Below are 17,831 nucleotides of genomic sequence, written 5' to 3'. Positions count from 1 at the left end.
ATAAGGAGCCACCTATTTCACTATGCAACGATTATGGATTACTGGATATCGTAATTATGAATTGAATACTTTTGGCAATAAAGACCCGAAAATTAAAATTATTAAACTAGTTCTTAAAAAGCGGATGACAGCACAGTTAGAAGATGGGCAGCTTGATTGGGTAATTACCGGTGCTAATCTAGGCGTTGAACAGTGGGCAAGTGAGGTCGCAATAGAATTGCGTAATACTTATCCGCTACACGTATCAATCATTACTCCCTACGAAGGATTTGCTAAGCGCTGGAATGAAGCTAATCAAGATCGCTTCCTTAATATGAAAGAACAAGCTGATTTTTTTGCTTCAACTTCAAATCAGCCTTATCAAAGTCCAGTGCAACTGCGTAATTATCAAAATTTTATGCTGCTACATACAGATAAGGCATTAATGATTTACGATTCAGAAAATCCGGGTAAACCCAAGTTTGACTATAATTTAATTAAAAAATATCAAGAAACCAAGGATTATCCGCTAGAATTAATTGATTTTTATGATTTACAAGATGCCGCAACAGAGTATCAAGAAAATATGACTGAAAATAAATTTTCTGAATAATTTTAAACTTTCCCTAAAGTTGTAATTTTGGTTTTAAGAGCGCGTTATTTTTGCTAAAATGAAGGTGTATGATAAAGGAGTTGTCATCATAATGGCAGATTTAAATGATATTCAATTATCCACACAGGATATTTTAAAAAAACAGTTTAGAACCAAAGTTAAAGGTATTGATCCTGATGAAGTCGACGCATTTTTAGACAAAGTAATTGCTGATTATGACACATTCGAGCAAATTATTGAAGACTTGTACGGTCAATTAGGTAAATTACAAGGCGAATTAATTTCTGATCAAAAAAAGAAAGCAGCAAGTAATACTGCTAAAATTGAGGTAGCACCTACGCAAAATCAGCAAGATCAAGATACTATTCGCACTTATACGCCAAGCAGCAGTAGAACCCATGATTTTACGGATTTTGCTAGTGAACCTGACGCTGAAAGTTCAACTAATATGGCGATTATTCAGCGGATTTCATCGCTAGAACGCAAAGTCTATAATTTGGAACAGCGAGTTTATGGGTTACAAAAGTAAATTATTTTGGTATAATCTTTTTTAGTGTGAATTTTGAGCAGTCGCGGTTTGACTAAGATCAAGCTGAGGAAAGTCCACGCACGCACAAGCTGCGATGCTTGTAGTGCTCGTATTTAGCCCAATAAGCTGAAGAATTTTTAATTACGGCGGAAAAAGTGCTAAGTCGTTTGATATGCATAACTATCCTGAAAAGTGCCACAGTGACGAAGCAGCAGTGGAAACACTACTGGTGGAACGAGGTAAACCCTGCGAGTGTGCAACCCAAATTTGGTGGGGGCGTCTCAACCTAAGAAATTGAACTAAAGGTTGGATTACTTTAATAGTAAAGATAGATGGCTGCTGAAGGTGATTTTGCCAAAATTACTGGAACAGAACGTGGCTTATAAAAATTTGCACTGGCAGCGTTGAGCTTTTCAAAGAGCTCAACGCTTTTTTTAAGAAATGAAAAGAGTTAATTATGAAACAATATCAACTTTACACAACAATGGGTGCTGGTTTTGAAAGCGTAGTTGCTAAGGAATTACAATCTTTAGGTTATGACACGCAAACTGAAAATGGCCGTGTTTTCTTTAAAGGTGACCAATCAGATATCGTAAAAACTAATCTGTGGCTGCGGACAGCTGATCGGGTCAAAATTTTACTAAAAGAATTTAAAGCACCGGATTTTGATACCCTTTATAATCAAGTCTACGATTTTGATTGGGCTGAACTATTACCAATTGATGCCAAATTTCCAGTACAAGGCCGCTCTGTTAGATCGAAATTGCATTCTGAACCGGGTATTCAGTCAATTGTCAAAAAGGCCATTGTCAACAAAATGTCTGATCAATACCACCGCCGCGGATTTTTACCAGAAAGTGGTCATGAATATCCGTTAGACATCCATATTTATAAGGATACGGCACGCGTGTCACTAGATACAACTGGTGCTAGTCTCTTTAAGCGTGGTTATCGGATTGAACACGGGGGCGCACCTTTAAAGGAAAATTTTGCGGCTAGTTTAATCAAATTAACCCCTTATGATGGTACTCATCCGTTAATTGATCCGATGACAGGATCAGGAACACTAGCAATTGAAGCGGCATTAATTGCTAAAAACATTGCACCAGGTACTTGGCGGAAGTTTGCCTTTGATGGCTTTGATTGGTTTGATGCCAATTTACATGAAGCGGCTGTAGCAGAAGCTAAAACCCAAGTCAAACCACTTGAGCAGCCAATTTGGGCTAGTGACATTGACCAATCAATTTTAGAAATTGCTAAGTTAAATGCGCATAATGCTGGCGTCTTGCAGGATATCACTTTCAAGCAAGTAGCAGTTAAGGATTTTTCAACGGATTTAGAAAACGGTATTATCATTGCTAATCCACCTTATGGTAAACGTTTGAAAGACCGCGAATCCGCTGAAGACTTATACAAGCAAATGGGTGACGTTTTCCGCAAATATGATAGCTTTAGTCAATATTACTTAGTTGGTGATCCGAATTTTGAAAAATGTTTTGGTAAACGTTCAACTAAGAAACGTAAGTTATTTAACGGTAATTTACGGGTTGACTTTTATCAATATTGGGCAAATAAAAAATGATTACACCTAAGTTAAATCCAGAGATTTGGATAATTACTGACACTCATTTAATTGCTGACAGCCTTCATGACGATGGTGCAGCTTTTATACGGATGCAAAATACAAGTCAGGGCAAGGATCTTTTTTATCAAGAAACAGCATTACGGGCTTTCTGCAAAATGGCTAATGAAAAAAAGCCTGCTGCAATTATTGTTACTGGCGACGTTACTTTTAACGGTGAGTTGATTTCAGCAGTTAAATTTAATGAAATTTTTAGCGATTTAACTGAAACTAAATTACTGGTTCTACCCGGTAATCATGACATTTATGATGGTTGGGCGCGAAAATTTATCGGTAACAAACAATATCTAACTAAACAAATTAGTCCGCAAAAGTGGCATGATTTGTTTCAAACTTCGTATAATTGTAGTCTGAATCAGGATCCTAGTTCGTTAGCGTATAGTGTGCAGCTTAATCCGCAATATCTATTGCTTCTGCTTGATTCTAATATTTATCACAATCACGAAAGTTTCCATACCCCAGCAACTGAAGGGCAAATTAGCGCGGCACAAGTTAAATGGTTAAAAAAGCAATTGGTTTATGCGCAACAACACCATTTACGACCGTTGTTGTTTATGCATCATAATTTGTACGCTCATAATTCGGCTGTTAATCGGGGCTTTGTTTTAAATAATGCCCCGATTTTGCGACAATTATGCCAAGAATATGATATTAAGCTGGCATTTTCTGGTCATATTCATGCCCAAAATATTATTGGTCCTGTTGACACAATACCAACAATTGAAATTGTTACTTCCAGTTTTTGTTCATATGATCAAGCTTATGGCGTAGTTCAATTATCAGCTGCTAGTGTAAGCTACAAGCGGCAAGTATTTGATATGCGGCCATATATTTCAACAGATGAGCAAAATAATCAAATTTTGATGCATTTTCATGAATATTTAAAACAAATTCAGTTACGTAACCTCACCGGTAACTCTCAGCATAAGGATCAAGCGACAAGTAAGCAATCACTAACTAAGAAAATTAATCAGCTATTTCTTGATATGAATTATAATTATTTTACTGGTCATAATCACATTGAAAAACAAAAACTTTTGCAACTCTATAATTCACCAGAGTATCAGACATTAGTAGCTGAACATCCCAAGTTTAGTAAATATTTAGCAACTTTGTATGATACATCAGATCATAGTAATCTTACGACTAGTGTTAATTATTAGAAAGGATTACATTTAATGGCTAAAAAACATTTTATCGTTTTAGGTAGAGCAGGTATTACCTATTTTAGTTGGCTATTTGTTGTTCTTTTTCTTAGTTTAATTTTTGCTTATGAAGGTACTAAGACAATTAATTGGCCAGCTATTTGTATCGCTAGCTTGTTCTTATTGTTAGTAATTTATACGTTTTTGACTTCATATTGGGACAGCGGTGCATTTAAGTTGCCCTTTAAAGCAAAAGTGAATATTAGTTTTGCACCACAAATGATTTGGCAATGGCATTACCTTTGTATTTATGAAATTAAGATTACTGAGTTAGAAAAATATTATTTACTGCGTATTACCAAAAATTATTAATTAATCATCACGGCAAGTGGATTTTAATCCACTTGCTTTTTCTTTATTAAGATTGCAGTCAATTAGAAAATTATTGCTAAAAATTTGCTATAATGAGATTTGATTTATAGCAAAAGGTGGGACCTAAATTCTAAAATGAAACGGCAAGTAATAAAAATGACAACTTAAAATTATATTTTACAAAAGGAAGTATGCCGATTGAAAACAGATATTCAAATTGCTCAGGAAGCAAAAATTTTACCAATTAATGAAATTGCCGCTAAAGTTGGCTTAAGCACGACAGATATTGAACCTTATGGCAATGATAAAGCTAAGATTAAGTGGTCAGCTATTAAACGTGCGCGCAGTAATCATCATCTAGGGAAATTAATCTTAGTAACATCAATTTCACCAACTCCAGCTGGTGAAGGAAAATCAACAATGACCATTGGTCTTGGCGATGCACTTAATAATCAGCTCCACCAAAAAACAATGATTGCGTTGCGTGAGCCTTCAATGGGACCTGTTTTTGGTCTTAAAGGCGGTGCAACCGGTGGTGGTAAAGCACAAATTATTCCCATGGAAGACATTAATCTTCACTTTACAGGTGACATGCATGCTCTAACTGCAGCAATTGACACTTTAGCTGCTCTTGTTGACAATTATATTTATCAAGGAAATGAATTGCAGCTTGATCCTGAAAAGATTGTGCTCAAGCGTGGGCTTGATGTTAATGATCGGAGTCTGCGGCAGATAACAGTTGGTCAAGGCTCTAAATTTAACGGTATTGAGCATAAGTCAAGCTTTGCAATTACTGTTGCTAATGAATTAATGGCTATTTTATGTCTGGCAACTGATATTGACGACTTGAAAAAGCGCATCGGTAATATGCTGGTTGGTTATACAACAACTGAACACCCAGTTTATGTCAAAGAGTTAGGCTTTCAAGGAGCAATCGCTGCATTACTTGCTAATGCTCTAAAGCCTAATTTAGTACAAACAATTGAACACACACCGGCTCTTGTTCATGGGGGGCCTTTTGCTAATATTGCTCACGGAGCTAATTCGGTCATGGCTACTAACTTAGCCTTGCATTTGAGTGATTATACTTTAACTGAAGCTGGATTTGGTAGTGACCTTGGCGGCCAAAAATTTATGGATTTTGTTGCCAATCATCTTGATAAAAAACCAGATGTTAGTGTTGTTGTTGCAACCGTGCGCGCTTTAAAGTATCAAGCTGAAGGTTCAACTGTTAATTTAAATGACGAAAATCTGTCTGCTTTACGCAGCGGTTTTAAAAATTTAGAACGGCATATGAACAACATGCGTAATTATGGCATACCTGTAATCGTACTGATTAACCATTTTGCTAGTGATTCGCCAGCAGAACTTGATCTCTTGCAGCAATTGGTTGCGGAACAAGGAATTACAGCTAAGGTTGTAGATTATCATGAACAAGGATCACGTGGAGGAATTGCAGCCGCTCAAGCTGTTGTCGATTTGGCTAACACAAAAACAGCTAACCTAACGCCGACTTATCAAGATAGCGATGACGTGAAGACTAAGATCGCTAAAGTTGCTCAAAATATTTATCATGCAACCAATGTTGAATATAATGATAAAGCCGAGCAGGACATCCAAAAATTAAAAAAGATGGGAAAGGATAAATTACCAGTTATTATTGCTAAAACACAGTATTCATTTACCGATAATCAAAAATTATTGGGTGCACCAACTAACTTTACTTTGCACGTTAAGGGTGCAAGTTTAAGAAATGGTGCCGGGTTTATCGTAATCACTACGGGACATGTTCTAGATATGCCCGGATTACCTAAGCATCCCGCTGCACTGGATATTGATGTTGACAACAATGGTAAAATTAGCGGGTTATTCTAAATTTATTTATGCAATTTTTATATTTAATTATTTCTTTAGTAGTTGTCTTGGCAGACCAAAGTCTCAAATCATTTATTAGCAGTAACTATGCTATTGGTGAAGTCCATAATATTATTCCTCGTATTTTATCGTTTAATTACGTCCAAAATAATGGTGCGGCTTGGAACATTTTGACAGGACAAATGTGGCTGTTTTATTTAATTAGTATTATTGCAATTGCTGTCTGCTTATTTTATTTGTTCAAGCCTAAGTACAAAAATCGTCTCTTTGACTGGGGACTTGCCCTTGTTTTGGGTGGAATTTGCGGTAACTTACTTGATCGCATTCATTTAAAGTACGTTATTGACATGTTACAGGTGGACTTCATTCATTTTAATATCTTTAACATTGCTGATTCTGCAATCACAGTGGGGATTATTTTGATTTTTATCTACCTTCTATTTTTTGATGAAAGTGGTAAAAAGAATGACTAAAAATTATCAGCTTGAGGTTACAACCGATCATGAACGACTTGATAAGTTTATTACCAGCAAGATTACTGATTTATCCCGGACGCGAATCAAAGAACTAATTCAAGACAAACATATTTTGGTTAATAATAAGTCTGAAAAAGTATCTTATCAGGTGCAAGCAGGTGACCAAATTCAAGTTACAGTTCCCGCACTCAAGCCATTGGCAGTAACGCCAGAGAATATCCCATTGGATATTATTTATGAAGACAATGATGTTATTGTGGTTAATAAGCCGCAAGGAATGGTTGTTCATCCCGCAGCAGGTCATCCAGATCATACTCTAGTTAATGCACTGCTGTATCATACTAAAGATTTAGCAGCTAGTCCTGAGGGCTTTCGTCCCGGAATTGTTCATCGTATTGATAAGGATACATCCGGCTTATTAATGATTGCCAAAAATGCGCATGCGCGTGAAAGTTTAGAAGGGCAATTAGCACGTAAAACAAATAAGCGTCAATATTTAGCAATCGTTCATGGTAATTTTAGCGAAGATTCTGGTGTGATTGATGCTCCAATTGGTCGTAATCATTACAATCGTAAAAAAATGGCCGTCATTGAAAATGGTAAAAATGCGATAACTCATTTTACAGTTTTAGAACAGTTTAAAAATTACAGTTTAATTTGTTGCCAGCTTGAAACAGGACGAACACACCAAATTCGGGTTCATTTAGCATATATTGGCCATCCGGTAGCGGGAGATCCACTATATGGGCCACATCATACTTTAAAAGGACACGGACAATTTTTGCATGCGCAAGTTTTAGGGTTCGCTCAGCCAACTAGTGGTAAATGGCTTGAATTTCAAGTAAAACCACCACAAATCTTTAATGATCGTCTGGCAGAATTAAGAGAAACTAAGTGAAATAAATGAAACGATATTTAATTCTTGAAGATGGTAATTCATTTGTAGGTGAAGGCTTTGGCGCAACCATTATTTCTACCGGTGAATTAGCAATTCAAACAAGTAATTTTGGTTATCAAGAAGCTTTAACAGATCCAACTAACGCTGGCAAAATCCTTGTTTTTACGACGCCAATGATCGGCAGCAACGGCATAAATGCCATTGACTATGAAAGTATTACTCCTACAGTTAAAGGAATTATTGCCAATGATCTTGCCAGCAATATCTCTGATAGTGAAAATTTTCAAGACCTTAATTCGTTCTTAAAAGAAAAGAATATTCCAGCAATTTTTAATGTTGATACACGAGCCTTAGTTCACCTGTTAACGACTGAAAAAATAATTAAAGCCTCAATTATGGATACTAATGACGAACATGCTTTTGATCAAATTAAGGCGTTAGTTTTGCCCAAAAACAAGTCAGCTGTAGTTTCTACCAAGAATGCTTATGCAGCACCAAATGTTGGTAAAACCGCCGCCGTTTTAGATCTCGGTCTCAAGCATTCCATGTTACGAGAATTGTCGCTGCGAAAAATCAATGCAACAGTTTTGCCGTACAATGCTTCTACAACGGATATTGAAAATCTACGTCCAGATGGCATTATTATTTCGGGAGGACCGGGAAAAGCTGCTGAACTTAAACCAGCAGTAACGCCAATTTTTGACCATTTTTATGGCAAATATCCAATTTGGGGAATTGGGTTAGGCTTCTTAATCCTGAGCGAATATCTTAACTTTGAATTAGTAGACTTGCCTGAAGAATTCAATGGGACCAATTATCCTGTAATTGAACAAAATTCTAATCATATTTGGCAAGTGGCCATGAACATTAAGCAATTAGTTCTGCCAGATGGAATTCAAATGAAAATGGACCGGGAATACTTTGACTTACATAGTGATCTATTAGCCGGATTTTGTAATACGCAAGCACAAATAATTGGTACAGCTTTTAACGCTGAAGGAGCACCTGGAAGTCTTGATGCACTCACAATCTTTGATGATTTTGTACAGATGATGGGGTAAAAAATGCCATTAGAAAATGATTTAGACAAGATTTTAATTATTGGTTCGGGACCAACGCTTGTTGGTAGTGTTGCTGAAACTGATTTGTTGACTGCTGACGCAATTAAGGCGCTATTAGAAGAAGATATCCATGTTGTTTTGGTTAATCCCAATCCAGCAACAATTTCAACTGATAAGCAGCCCGGCGTTACAGTTTATTTGGAACCAATGACCTTAGATTTTCTAAAAAGAATTATTCGCATGGAAGAACCTGATGCAATTATTTCTGCTTATGGTTCGACAATGGGATTGAAGGTCACGCGTGAATTAGTTAAAGACGGTATTTTGGCACAGATGGGAATTAAACTACTTACTCTAAATGAGCAGACTTTAATGATTGATTCACATCAAAAAATGGTAACTTTTTTGAAGCATAACGGAATTGAAGTCAACCATAATTGGCGATTAACCGATTTTGCAGCAACTAATTTTAAAGCAGAGTTAGATAATAAAGTCAATTTTCCAATATTACTTGTTAAAAACGAGCAGTACTTACCTAATAAACAAATTATTTTTTCTACAAGTAGCGAGTTAGTAGATTATTTAAAAAAGGAACGTCAGGCAGAGGATTTTTCTTATAAACATTATCGTCTAACTGAAGATCTTTCCTCATGGGAAGAAATAATTGTTAATGTTATTCGCGACAATACTGGTAATGTTCTTTTTACAGATTTTGCTGATTCTCTTGAACCAGTGGCAATTAATTCTGGGGATTCAGCAGCAATAATTCCAGCTTTAACCTTAAATAATGATCAAATTCAGCAGTTACGACAGATTGCACAAAAAATTGCGGCTAGTCTAAACATGATTGGCATCTTAAATATTCACTTTGCAGTCAAACGTACAGGTACGCGATTGGCAGTTAAAATTTTGACAATTAAACCGAGGTTGACACGCAGTGCATTATGGTCGCAGCAAATCGGCCTGATTAGCGTGGGTTATTTGGTCTGCAAAATTGCGATTGGTTACCGCTTAAATGAAGTAATCGACCCAATGTCTGGACTAAACGCTGCAATTGAACCTGTGCAGGACAAGGTGGCAATTAGAATGCCATATTGGTCTTTAACACAGGCCGGTACCAATCATTATTTTTTAGGAAAAAGAATGCAAGCTAGTGGTGAAGCAATTGGCATTGGACGTAATTTTGAAACTGCCTTTTTAAAGGGTTTATCATCAACGATCAACCTAAATTTAGCGCTCCAAGTCTTTGCTGATGAACAAGAAAAAACGCAAGCGGAAATTCTAGCAGACTTACTTAAAACAGATGAACTCCATCTGATTAGACTTCTTGCTGCAATTGCACAAGGAGTTGATTATGCCAAATTACAAGAATTAATTCACTTACATCCCGTTTATTTTCAAAAATTGCAAAATATCGTTAAACTTGGTCAGCAATTACAAAAAAATGGTCTTGACGAACAATTATTGCTGGAAGCTAAAAAGTGTGGCTTTAATAATGAATTAATTGCAGCAATTACAGGCAGCAACTTAACAGCTGTCCAAACGCGCCTTAAAAAGATGCAGTTAACACCAGCTTATTTGCAAATTGATGGGTCTGCTGGGATTTATCAACCTCAAGTACATGCTTATTACAGCTCTTTTGGTGTCCAGAATGAAGTTAAGCCTTTGGTTGCTGCTAAAAAAGTATTAATCATTGGTATGTTGCCATCACAGGTTTCAGTTACAAGTGAATTTGACTACATGATCAGTCATGCAATAAAAACTTTACATAATAATAATTATGCAACTGTACTTGTATCAAATAATGATGAGTCAGTTGCAACCAGTTATCAAGATGCTGATCGTGTTTATTTTGACCCTATTACTGTCGAAAACATTGTGAACATTGCGCATAAAGAAAATATTCAAAATGTTCTATTACAATTTTCAGGCAAAAAGATCAACGCGTTAGGCGATAAATTAGTCAAAAGTGGGTTAAATATTCTTGGCAATAATAGTGAAAATCCGATCGACAAAATCAAACAAATTTTGGCTGTTCCATTAAAGTCACTAAAGCAAAACCCATTATTAACTACGACCACTAAAAAAGAGGGACTCAGCTTCATTCAAGAGCACGGTTTTCCTATTCTCATTGGTGGGTTTAACAATCAAGGAATTAAAGAAAAATCGGCTATTGTTTATGATATGCCAGCATTACAAAAATATTTAACAGAAACACAACTTTCTAAGGCTACTTTATCGCACTTCATTGAAGGTAATAAGTATGAATTGACAGCTATTTCTGATGGTCAAGATGTAACCATTCCGGGAATTATTGAACATTTAGAACAAACCGGGTCACATGCCTCTGATTCAATTGCAGTTTTTAGACCACAAAATCTGTCTAAAACAGGTAGAAAGCGCTTAACCGAATATGCCATAGAATTAGTTAAGCGACTTAAGATGCGTGGAATTTTTACGTTGCACTTCTTGATTGTTGAGAAAAATATCTATCTTTTGCAGATTAAACCATATGCAGGGCATAATGTTGCTTTTTTATCTCAATCTTTAGGTAAGGATATTACTGCATGCGCAACCGCGGTTTTAATTGGACAAACTATTGCTGACTTAGATTGTAAGCAAGGATTATGGCATTCAAGTAATTTTATCCACGTTAAAATGCCTGTATTTTCTTACATTAATTACAATAGTGGCAATACCTTTGATTCGAAAATGAAATCTTCTGGCTCAGTAATGGGCCGGGATACAGAGCTGGCTAAGGCACTCTATAAAGGATATGAGGCCAGTGGGCTTCATATTCCTAGTTTTGGTACTATTTTTATTTCTGTTCGTGATGAAGATAAAAAGCGCGTTACCGAACTGGCCCAAGGATTTTACCGGCTAGGATTTAAAATTGTGGCAACAGAAGGGACTGCTAATGCTTTTGCGGAAGCAGGAATTACTACCGAAATTGTAACCAAAGTCCACACTGATCCTAACAATTTAATTGATAAAATTCGGCAACATAAAATTATGATGGTTATTAATATTACTAATTTGTCTGATACAGCAAGTGAAGATGCAATTAGAATTAGGGACGCGGCCTTAAATACTCATATTCCCGTCTTTTCTAGTATTGAAACGGCAGGATTAATTTTACATGTACTTGAGTCATTGTCATTAACAACACAACCAATTTGATTTTATAAATTACTACATAAACTACACAAAAGGAGGATGCAATTGCATCCTCCTTTTTAATTAATTCTTTTACTTAAAACTCGCTGTTTTTCTGGCGTTACTTCAATTGAGTTTTGTCCCGTATAAATTACAAATCCGGGTTTAGCACCATTAGGCTTTTTAACTCGTTTATCTTGAACATAATCAACCTGAACATGAGCAGAATTTTTTGCCTTTGAAAAATACGCTGCAATTTCAGCTGCTTCTGCAATATCTTCATCAGTTGGTTCTTTATCCTGCAAAATAACATGTGAGCCAGGAATGTTTTTAACATGTAGCCATAAATCCGTCTTATTAGCCTTTTTTAACGTTAACCAATCATTTTGATAATTATTTTTACCAACTAAAACTGTTTTTCCGGAAGATAAGCGAAACTTATTTAAGTTATGTTCAGTAATTTTCTTCCGCCGCTTTTGTTTTTGTTGTCGGCGAATATAACCTTGGTTAGTAAGCTCATCGGTAATCTGATCAATATCTTGCGGTTCAGCATTATCAATAGCTGTTTGTATTGAATCAAAGTAGTCCAAATTATCTTGAGCAATTTTTATCTGCTCTTTAACGTGCTTAATTGAATCGCGTAATTTTTTATATCGGGTAAAATATTTTTGACCGTTGCGGGCAGGAGATAATGCTGCATCTAGCTTAATCTCGATCGGATGATTATTGTCATAATAATTTGGTAAAGCAATCCTAGTCATTCCCGGTTTAACTTGCGCTAAATTGGCATTCAGAATTTCTCCCCGAATCCGATAGCCTTCCGAATTTTCTGCCTGATCTAATTGCTTGTGCAATTTGATAATTTTTCTACTTAATTTTTTCTGCTCATTTTTCACAATTTGTTCAACATGAGTTGCCTTTTGCTTAACCCAATCACGATTAGCCTGATATTGATAAAACTCAACAAGTGCATGATTTAGATCTGGATCTGAACTTTCTTTAACTAATTCCAAATGATAGGGTAGGTAAGGAAAAATCTTACGTTTGTTATTAGGAGTTTTTAGAACAAACGCTCTTGATTTATTAAATTGCTCAATAAAAGTCATAAACGATGAATATGAATAATCATCTTCCAAATAACCAATCAATTCATCACGATCATCACGATCAAGACCGCCAATTTTACGTGAAAAATCAACTGGTGTAAGTACACTTAACTTCTTAAAATCTTGTTCAGAGAGTTTAAAACCATCGATTCCGGGATTAAGCGGTGGCAGTTCATACTTTGCTTTCGGCAGTAAAATTCGGGCACGATTTTCATCAGGATTAATTCGTTTAAGCAAATCAATAATATGTCCACTAGTTTGATCATACAAGATCACATTACTATGTCGACCCATTAATTCAACTGATAAGACTAACTTAACTTGATCACCAAGCTCATTACGGTTACTAAAATGAAAATTAACAATTCGGTCAACACCAACTTGATCAATTGACTGCAAGACAGATCCTTCTAAATATTTACGTAAAACCATTACAAAAGTTGGAGCCTGAGCAGGATTACTAATTGCCTGCTTAGTTAAATAAAATCTTGGATACTGTGCATTAGCAGAAAGCAACAATTGTTGATTTTTGCGTTCTTTACGAAATGTCAAAATTAAATCTTGACTAAAAGGCTGGTAAATCTTAGATAAACGTCCACCAATTAAAGCAGGAGTCACGCTTTTTAACAAACTATGAATGAATAAGCCATCAAATGCCATTAAATATCACCTCAAAATACGAAGTCTATTATACCAATTATTTGCCAATAAGTATAAGACTAGAAATAATCCCGCTATGCTGAAAATACAGTACTAAGTATAATATATGCACTATTTTACTTAAGCAAAGCAAACGAGCTTTGAAAATGTTATACTAGTAATATATATTAACTGCTGATATCAGATTTTATATATAAGGTTAAGATAATAGGTAATCTCAGATAATTACAAATTAGTTATAATTAATAGAAAATGTTTCACGGCCAATAAAAGGTAATTACTACTTGAATTTAAAGTCTTATCTACGATATTATTGTTGATGAACTGTCATTTTAGCAAAAGTAATTTTGGTTTTGTTCTTTGAGGAGAAAGGGTTAGTTAAATGGATATTTTATCTTTTAGTACAATTTCAGGAAAAATAAAAAAAGAAATTAGTCATCGCTGCGGTTTGAATTTATCACAAACTAGGATTTTACTATATTTTGATAAAAATAGTAACAAAGCAATGAAGATGGGGAATTTAGCTGTTAAATTAAAAATTTCTCTTTCTACTTTAAGCAGGCAATTGAAGCAGCCTAAGACTTTGGGTTATCTGGCAATTATCCGATCTGAAAATGATTCTAGTAAAATAGTTAATTTAAACGATAACGGGCTTAAAAAAGTTACAGAATTAAAGCAAACTCTGCAGGCAATTGAGCAAGAATTATTCAAGAACCTCTCTGAAAATGAACGTCAAACTTTAACCAAACTAATTACTAAATTAATTCAAGCAGTAACAGAAGCAAATTCGCTATAACAGTAGTCGCTGCCGGTGGTTATATGCTATAATTTCTTTGTATCATACATATTAATAAGTGAAAGGTTAGTTAGATGAAAATTGCATTAGTTACCGATAGTACTAGCGTTATATCTCCACAGGAAGCTGAAGCCAACAATATTATCGTTGTTCCAATCCCAATTATTATTGGTAGTAAGGAATATTTAGAAGGCGTTAATATTACTTCTGATAAGCTTTTTGAATTGCAAAGGCAGGGTGCGGATTTTCCGAAAACCTCACAGCCAAGCATGGGTGACATGATTAGTCTCTTTAATCATTTACATGAAGAGGGTTATGAAGCCATTATTGCAATTACACTTTCGAGCGGTATCTCAGGTTTTTATCAAACTCTTTGCAATATTGCAAAGACTAATCCTGAATATGGTTTACATCCAGTTGATACGCAAATGACGGTGCGACTACAAGGAAATCTTGTTCTTGCTGCTGCGCGTATGATCAATAATGGTTTAGGCTTAGAGACCATCCTCGATCACTTAGAAAAAATTCGCGCAACTATTGACGAACTATTTGTTGTTAATGATCTTAAAAATCTTAGTCGCGGTGGCCGTTTAAGTAATGCTGGCGCTTTTATTGGTTCAATGTTAAATATCAAGCCTTTATTAACCTTCAAGAATGGTGAAATTATTGCTTTTGACAAAATTCGCTCAATGAAGCGAGCTTTTAACAAGATAGAACGTTTAACTATTGAAAAAATTGACCAACTACCATATAAAGATAAAATTAAGTTATTCATTATCGATTCGAATGATGAACATCAAGCTGAAGAAGCCAAGCAATTTTTGCTTGAACAGTTTCCTGATAAGACAATTTCTGTTACCAAGTTTAGTCCTGTGATTGCAACTCATTTAGGTGAAAAATCATTGGCAATTGGTTGGATGATTGATATTGATAAAATTGATTTAACCAAGTAAAAAGCAGCTGTGAGGGCTGTTTTTTTGTGATTTTTTATAGATCAGGGAGAATTAAGGAGCACTATGGATAAAAAGGATCAATTTACTAATTGGGCAGTTGAACTGCAAAGTTTAGCGCAAAACGGTTTGGAATATGGCCATGATCGGTTTGATTTAGAACGTTATGAACGGATTCGCGTGATTGCTACCGAAATGATGGCCGCTAAAACCGGTTTGCCGCTAAAGAAAGTCAAATCGCTCTTTAGCAGTGATGATGGTTATCAAACACCTAAATTAGGTACTAGAGCAGCAATTTTTAAAGATGAACAAATTTTATTAGTTCGTGAAACTATTGATGGGGCATGGTCATTGCCGGGTGGCTGGTGTGAACCCAACATGTCAGTTAAAGACAATTGTATTAAGGAAGCTAAAGAAGAGTCTGGTCGCGAAATTTCAGTAGAACGAATAATTGCACTGCGTAACCATGATCATACAATTCGTGGTGAACGTGCAATTAACGTTGTCAATGTTTTCTTTTTGTGTCATGAACATGGCGGCACTTTTAATCAAAACACTGAAACTAGTGCATGCCGTTATTTTAGTCAAGATAAGCTACCACAACTTTCAGAACAAAGAACTACCCAAGAAGAGATTAACTTGTGCTTTGCCGCCAAAAATGATCCTAATTGGCAACCAAAATTCGAATAAGATATGAAAAAGACACTGGAAATTTATAATAATTCCAGTGTCTTTGTTTTATTTATCAGTTTCAGAAATTTCATTTAACGCTGCACGTTGTTTTTTCTGGTCAACATGGGTATACAAATCTGTGGCTGAAGTACCTTTTTGACCTAATTGTTGTGCTACAAGGACTTGATCCTTAGTTACATCATAAAGCTCGGAAGCAAGAGTATGCCGTAATTTATGAGGTGTTAATGGATGACCAAAGCTGGCCGAATATTTATTAACCATTTTTTCAATTGCATTAGTCGTGATCCGTCTAGTTTGGTGATGCCAACGAGTTAGAAAAAAGGCTGTTTCTTTTTTAGAAGCAGAATAACGTGCCTGCCGGATTTTTTGATATTCAACAATATAATCTAGTGTCCATTCAGCAATCGGTACACTGTCACGTTGCCCGCCTTTACGAGTTACATCAAGGGTGGCTTTCTTTAAATTCAAATCCGCTACATTAACACCAGCACATTCAGAAACGCGAATACCAGTCCCTAAAATTAAAGCAATGATTGCCATATCACGTTCTTTATTCAATTTGAAGGCGGGCACAGCATGTTGATTACAGTGCTGTTCATAGTCTTTTTCAATAAAATCAAGAAACTGATACTTTAATTTACCGATATACATATGGGATTCAAGAATATGAGCACGATAATTTAATGTCTTTGTATTATTTAACGAATCGATCTTTAACATTACGTTACGCTCAAAGTAGGGCTGACCATTATTATTATCAGCAGTAATTGTTAAAAACTTAAACAATGAGCGCAAGGCATTAATTGAACGATTGATTGTTGTAGGTGAATTAAGGTGACCTTGCTGGTTTTTAATATGTCCTAAGTAATTGATGTATAGCATAATATCATTACGTCTTAAATTAGCTAACGTAGCAGTACTAACATGTTGATTATCACTAGCATCAGAAATTCCTTCACGTCGCAGCCAGTCAAAGAAACGCCTGATTTCAGTTAAATATTGGTAAGTTGTTGTTAGGGAATGATTAGTACCAAAGTTGTATTCTTTAACAAAATCCGGCATGGTACTTAATTCGGCAGCAATTAAATCTAAATATTTTTTGGTTTCCACGGCTAGATTCTCCTATTATCCAATTTTTATCAAGTTATCTTTAATATTATAAAGCAAAAATAGAATGTATGTTTGGATTTTTGACTATGAAAGAGGTCATGTAAAGAGAGTAGAGGGTAGTATAAGAGCAGGTATTTCAAGCTTTTCAGGGTAAAAAAGAGTAATGCAAGTAGTATAACCATCGTCTTCAGTTTAACTATAATACTATTAAGCTATCATAAATAAAAAGGCCGCCTTACGAATCAAATCAAAAATTTATGTTATTAATTTTAATCAAATTCAAAAACCAAATAGCCAAAATTTGATTAAAAACCTAAATTATCACCTTAACTACCTATCATTAAAATTATAGTTTTAATGATAGCAAGTAAAAAACACTTAGATAAAAGCAATCGTATTAATCAATAGATTCTTTTATTATCCATATAATGTTCTACCTAATACGCCGTGATAAATTCAAAAACAAATTATATCTCACAAATTCTATTTATTATTCGAAGTTAAAAACCCAAATAATTATTCATTAATTATCAATTCTCAAACTAACTAGAGTAATTCAGACGTAGAATCGTTGCCTTAGCCAACTAACTTTAAGCTACTAAGTTCATTAATTTATATGCCGTTTATTTTTTTATTACTACAAGTTTTTGTTATCAATTTGATAATGACTAATTGATATTAATAGCCAAATTTGCTATCTCTTAAGTAAATTTTTATATTTTAATTTAACTTTACATAATATATATTATACGAAGTGCAACTGCGCTAGT

At 35.1% G+C, this 17,831-nt stretch carries 15 protein-coding genes and 1 other RNA gene; 14 read left to right on the top strand and 2 right to left on the bottom strand.

Annotation, left to right across the window (positions count from 1 at the left end; genetic code table 11):
* The first annotated feature begins 22 nt into the window (after window positions 1-22).
* The 11 genes from OZY43_RS04235 (at window position 23) to OZY43_RS04185 (ending at window position 11,770) form a co-directional block, all read left to right on the top strand.
* A complete protein-coding gene (locus OZY43_RS04235) occupies window positions 23-592 on the top strand; it encodes a DUF1273 domain-containing protein (RefSeq protein WP_277163785.1) in 570 nt (189 codons plus the stop codon).
* A 91-nt stretch (window positions 593-683) separates the two neighbouring features.
* Window positions 684-1,121, top strand: a complete 438-nt coding sequence (locus OZY43_RS04230) for a DivIVA domain-containing protein (RefSeq protein WP_277163783.1) — start codon at window positions 684-686, stop codon at window positions 1,119-1,121.
* A 29-nt stretch (window positions 1,122-1,150) separates the two neighbouring features.
* Window positions 1,151-1,509, top strand: an RNA gene (gene rnpB / locus OZY43_RS04225) — RNase P RNA component class B.
* A 69-nt stretch (window positions 1,510-1,578) separates the two neighbouring features.
* Complete coding sequence (locus tag OZY43_RS04220) at window positions 1,579-2,703, top strand: class I SAM-dependent RNA methyltransferase (protein ID WP_277163782.1); 1,125 nt, start codon at window positions 1,579-1,581, stop codon at window positions 2,701-2,703.
* Window positions 2,700-3,926, top strand: a complete 1,227-nt coding sequence (locus OZY43_RS04215) for a metallophosphoesterase (RefSeq protein ID WP_277163781.1) — start codon at window positions 2,700-2,702, stop codon at window positions 3,924-3,926. The genes OZY43_RS04220 and OZY43_RS04215 overlap by 4 nt, the downstream gene beginning before the upstream one ends.
* Window positions 3,927-3,941: 15 nt before the next feature.
* Window positions 3,942-4,280: an acyltransferase gene (locus OZY43_RS04210; protein ID WP_277163780.1), complete on the top strand. Its 339-nt coding sequence runs from the start codon at window positions 3,942-3,944 to the stop codon at window positions 4,278-4,280.
* A 198-nt stretch (window positions 4,281-4,478) separates the two neighbouring features.
* Complete coding sequence (locus tag OZY43_RS04205; protein ID WP_277163779.1) at window positions 4,479-6,155, top strand: formate--tetrahydrofolate ligase; 1,677 nt, start codon at window positions 4,479-4,481, stop codon at window positions 6,153-6,155.
* An 8-nt stretch (window positions 6,156-6,163) separates the two neighbouring features.
* Window positions 6,164-6,628: a signal peptidase II gene (lspA, locus tag OZY43_RS04200; RefSeq protein ID WP_277163777.1), complete on the top strand. Its 465-nt coding sequence runs from the start codon at window positions 6,164-6,166 to the stop codon at window positions 6,626-6,628.
* Entirely contained in the window at window positions 6,621-7,529 is a 909-nt protein-coding gene (locus tag OZY43_RS04195; protein ID WP_277163776.1) for an RluA family pseudouridine synthase, read from the top strand. Before lspA ends, OZY43_RS04195 begins: the two co-directional genes overlap by 8 nt.
* 5 nt (window positions 7,530-7,534) lie before the next feature.
* The gene (locus tag OZY43_RS04190; RefSeq protein WP_277163775.1) at window positions 7,535-8,590 is read left to right on the top strand and encodes a carbamoyl phosphate synthase small subunit; all 1,056 of its coding nucleotides are present in this window, start codon (window positions 7,535-7,537) and stop codon (window positions 8,588-8,590) included.
* Between the two features lie 3 nt (window positions 8,591-8,593).
* On the top strand, window positions 8,594-11,770 hold the full coding sequence (locus tag OZY43_RS04185; RefSeq protein ID WP_277163774.1) for a carbamoyl phosphate synthase large subunit: 3,177 nt from the start codon (window positions 8,594-8,596) through the stop codon (window positions 11,768-11,770).
* 56 nt (window positions 11,771-11,826) lie between these two features.
* Here OZY43_RS04185 and OZY43_RS04180 read toward each other — a convergent pair whose 3' ends face one another.
* Window positions 11,827-13,512 (bottom strand): NFACT RNA binding domain-containing protein, encoded by a 1,686-nt coding sequence (locus OZY43_RS04180; protein WP_277163773.1) that lies wholly within the window; start codon window positions 13,510-13,512, stop codon window positions 11,827-11,829.
* A 382-nt stretch (window positions 13,513-13,894) separates the two neighbouring features.
* On the opposite strand from OZY43_RS04180, the gene OZY43_RS04175 reads away from it, so the two are divergent.
* From OZY43_RS04175 to OZY43_RS04165, 3 genes are all read left to right on the top strand, one after another.
* Window positions 13,895-14,308 carry a MarR family transcriptional regulator gene (locus tag OZY43_RS04175; RefSeq protein WP_277163772.1) on the top strand — a complete coding sequence of 138 codons (414 nt, stop codon included), beginning with the start codon at window positions 13,895-13,897 and terminating at the stop codon, window positions 14,306-14,308.
* A 74-nt stretch (window positions 14,309-14,382) separates the two neighbouring features.
* On the top strand, window positions 14,383-15,261 hold the full coding sequence (locus OZY43_RS04170; protein WP_277163771.1) for a DegV family protein: 879 nt from the start codon (window positions 14,383-14,385) through the stop codon (window positions 15,259-15,261).
* Window positions 15,262-15,324: 63 nt separating this feature from the next.
* Window positions 15,325-15,948, top strand: a complete 624-nt coding sequence (locus OZY43_RS04165; protein WP_277163770.1) for an NUDIX hydrolase — start codon at window positions 15,325-15,327, stop codon at window positions 15,946-15,948.
* Window positions 15,949-15,996: 48 nt separating this feature from the next.
* Here OZY43_RS04165 and xerS read toward each other — a convergent pair whose 3' ends face one another.
* Window positions 15,997-17,061: a tyrosine recombinase XerS gene (xerS, locus tag OZY43_RS04160; RefSeq protein ID WP_277163769.1), complete on the bottom strand. Its 1,065-nt coding sequence runs from the start codon at window positions 17,059-17,061 to the stop codon at window positions 15,997-15,999.
* Between the last annotated feature and the right edge of the window lie 770 nt (window positions 17,062-17,831).

Origin of the sequence: Lactobacillus sp. ESL0785 (assembly GCF_029395455.1) — a bacterium.
Classification (GTDB): domain Bacteria; phylum Bacillota; class Bacilli; order Lactobacillales; family Lactobacillaceae; genus Lactobacillus.
Note: the sequence above shows the minus strand (reverse complement) of the source record. Positions and strands in the feature narration are given on the sequence as shown.

Coding starts and splice junctions, on each gene's coding strand:
- OZY43_RS04235 (WP_277163785.1), top strand. CDS start 23: ATGCAACGATTATGGATTACTGGATATCGTAATTATGAATTGAATACT.
- OZY43_RS04170 (WP_277163771.1), top strand. CDS start 14,383: ATGAAAATTGCATTAGTTACCGATAGTACTAGCGTTATATCTCCACAG.
- OZY43_RS04210 (WP_277163780.1), top strand. CDS start 3,942: ATGGCTAAAAAACATTTTATCGTTTTAGGTAGAGCAGGTATTACCTAT.
- OZY43_RS04195 (WP_277163776.1), top strand. CDS start 6,621: ATGACTAAAAATTATCAGCTTGAGGTTACAACCGATCATGAACGACTT.
- OZY43_RS04230 (WP_277163783.1), top strand. CDS start 684: ATGGCAGATTTAAATGATATTCAATTATCCACACAGGATATTTTAAAA.
- OZY43_RS04215 (WP_277163781.1), top strand. CDS start 2,700: ATGATTACACCTAAGTTAAATCCAGAGATTTGGATAATTACTGACACT.
- OZY43_RS04190 (WP_277163775.1), top strand. CDS start 7,535: ATGAAACGATATTTAATTCTTGAAGATGGTAATTCATTTGTAGGTGAA.
- lspA (WP_277163777.1), top strand. CDS start 6,164: ATGCAATTTTTATATTTAATTATTTCTTTAGTAGTTGTCTTGGCAGAC.
- OZY43_RS04220 (WP_277163782.1), top strand. CDS start 1,579: ATGAAACAATATCAACTTTACACAACAATGGGTGCTGGTTTTGAAAGC.
- OZY43_RS04165 (WP_277163770.1), top strand. CDS start 15,325: ATGGATAAAAAGGATCAATTTACTAATTGGGCAGTTGAACTGCAAAGT.
- OZY43_RS04180 (WP_277163773.1), bottom strand. CDS start 13,512: ATGGCATTTGATGGCTTATTCATTCATAGTTTGTTAAAAAGCGTGACT.
- OZY43_RS04175 (WP_277163772.1), top strand. CDS start 13,895: ATGGATATTTTATCTTTTAGTACAATTTCAGGAAAAATAAAAAAAGAA.
- OZY43_RS04185 (WP_277163774.1), top strand. CDS start 8,594: ATGCCATTAGAAAATGATTTAGACAAGATTTTAATTATTGGTTCGGGA.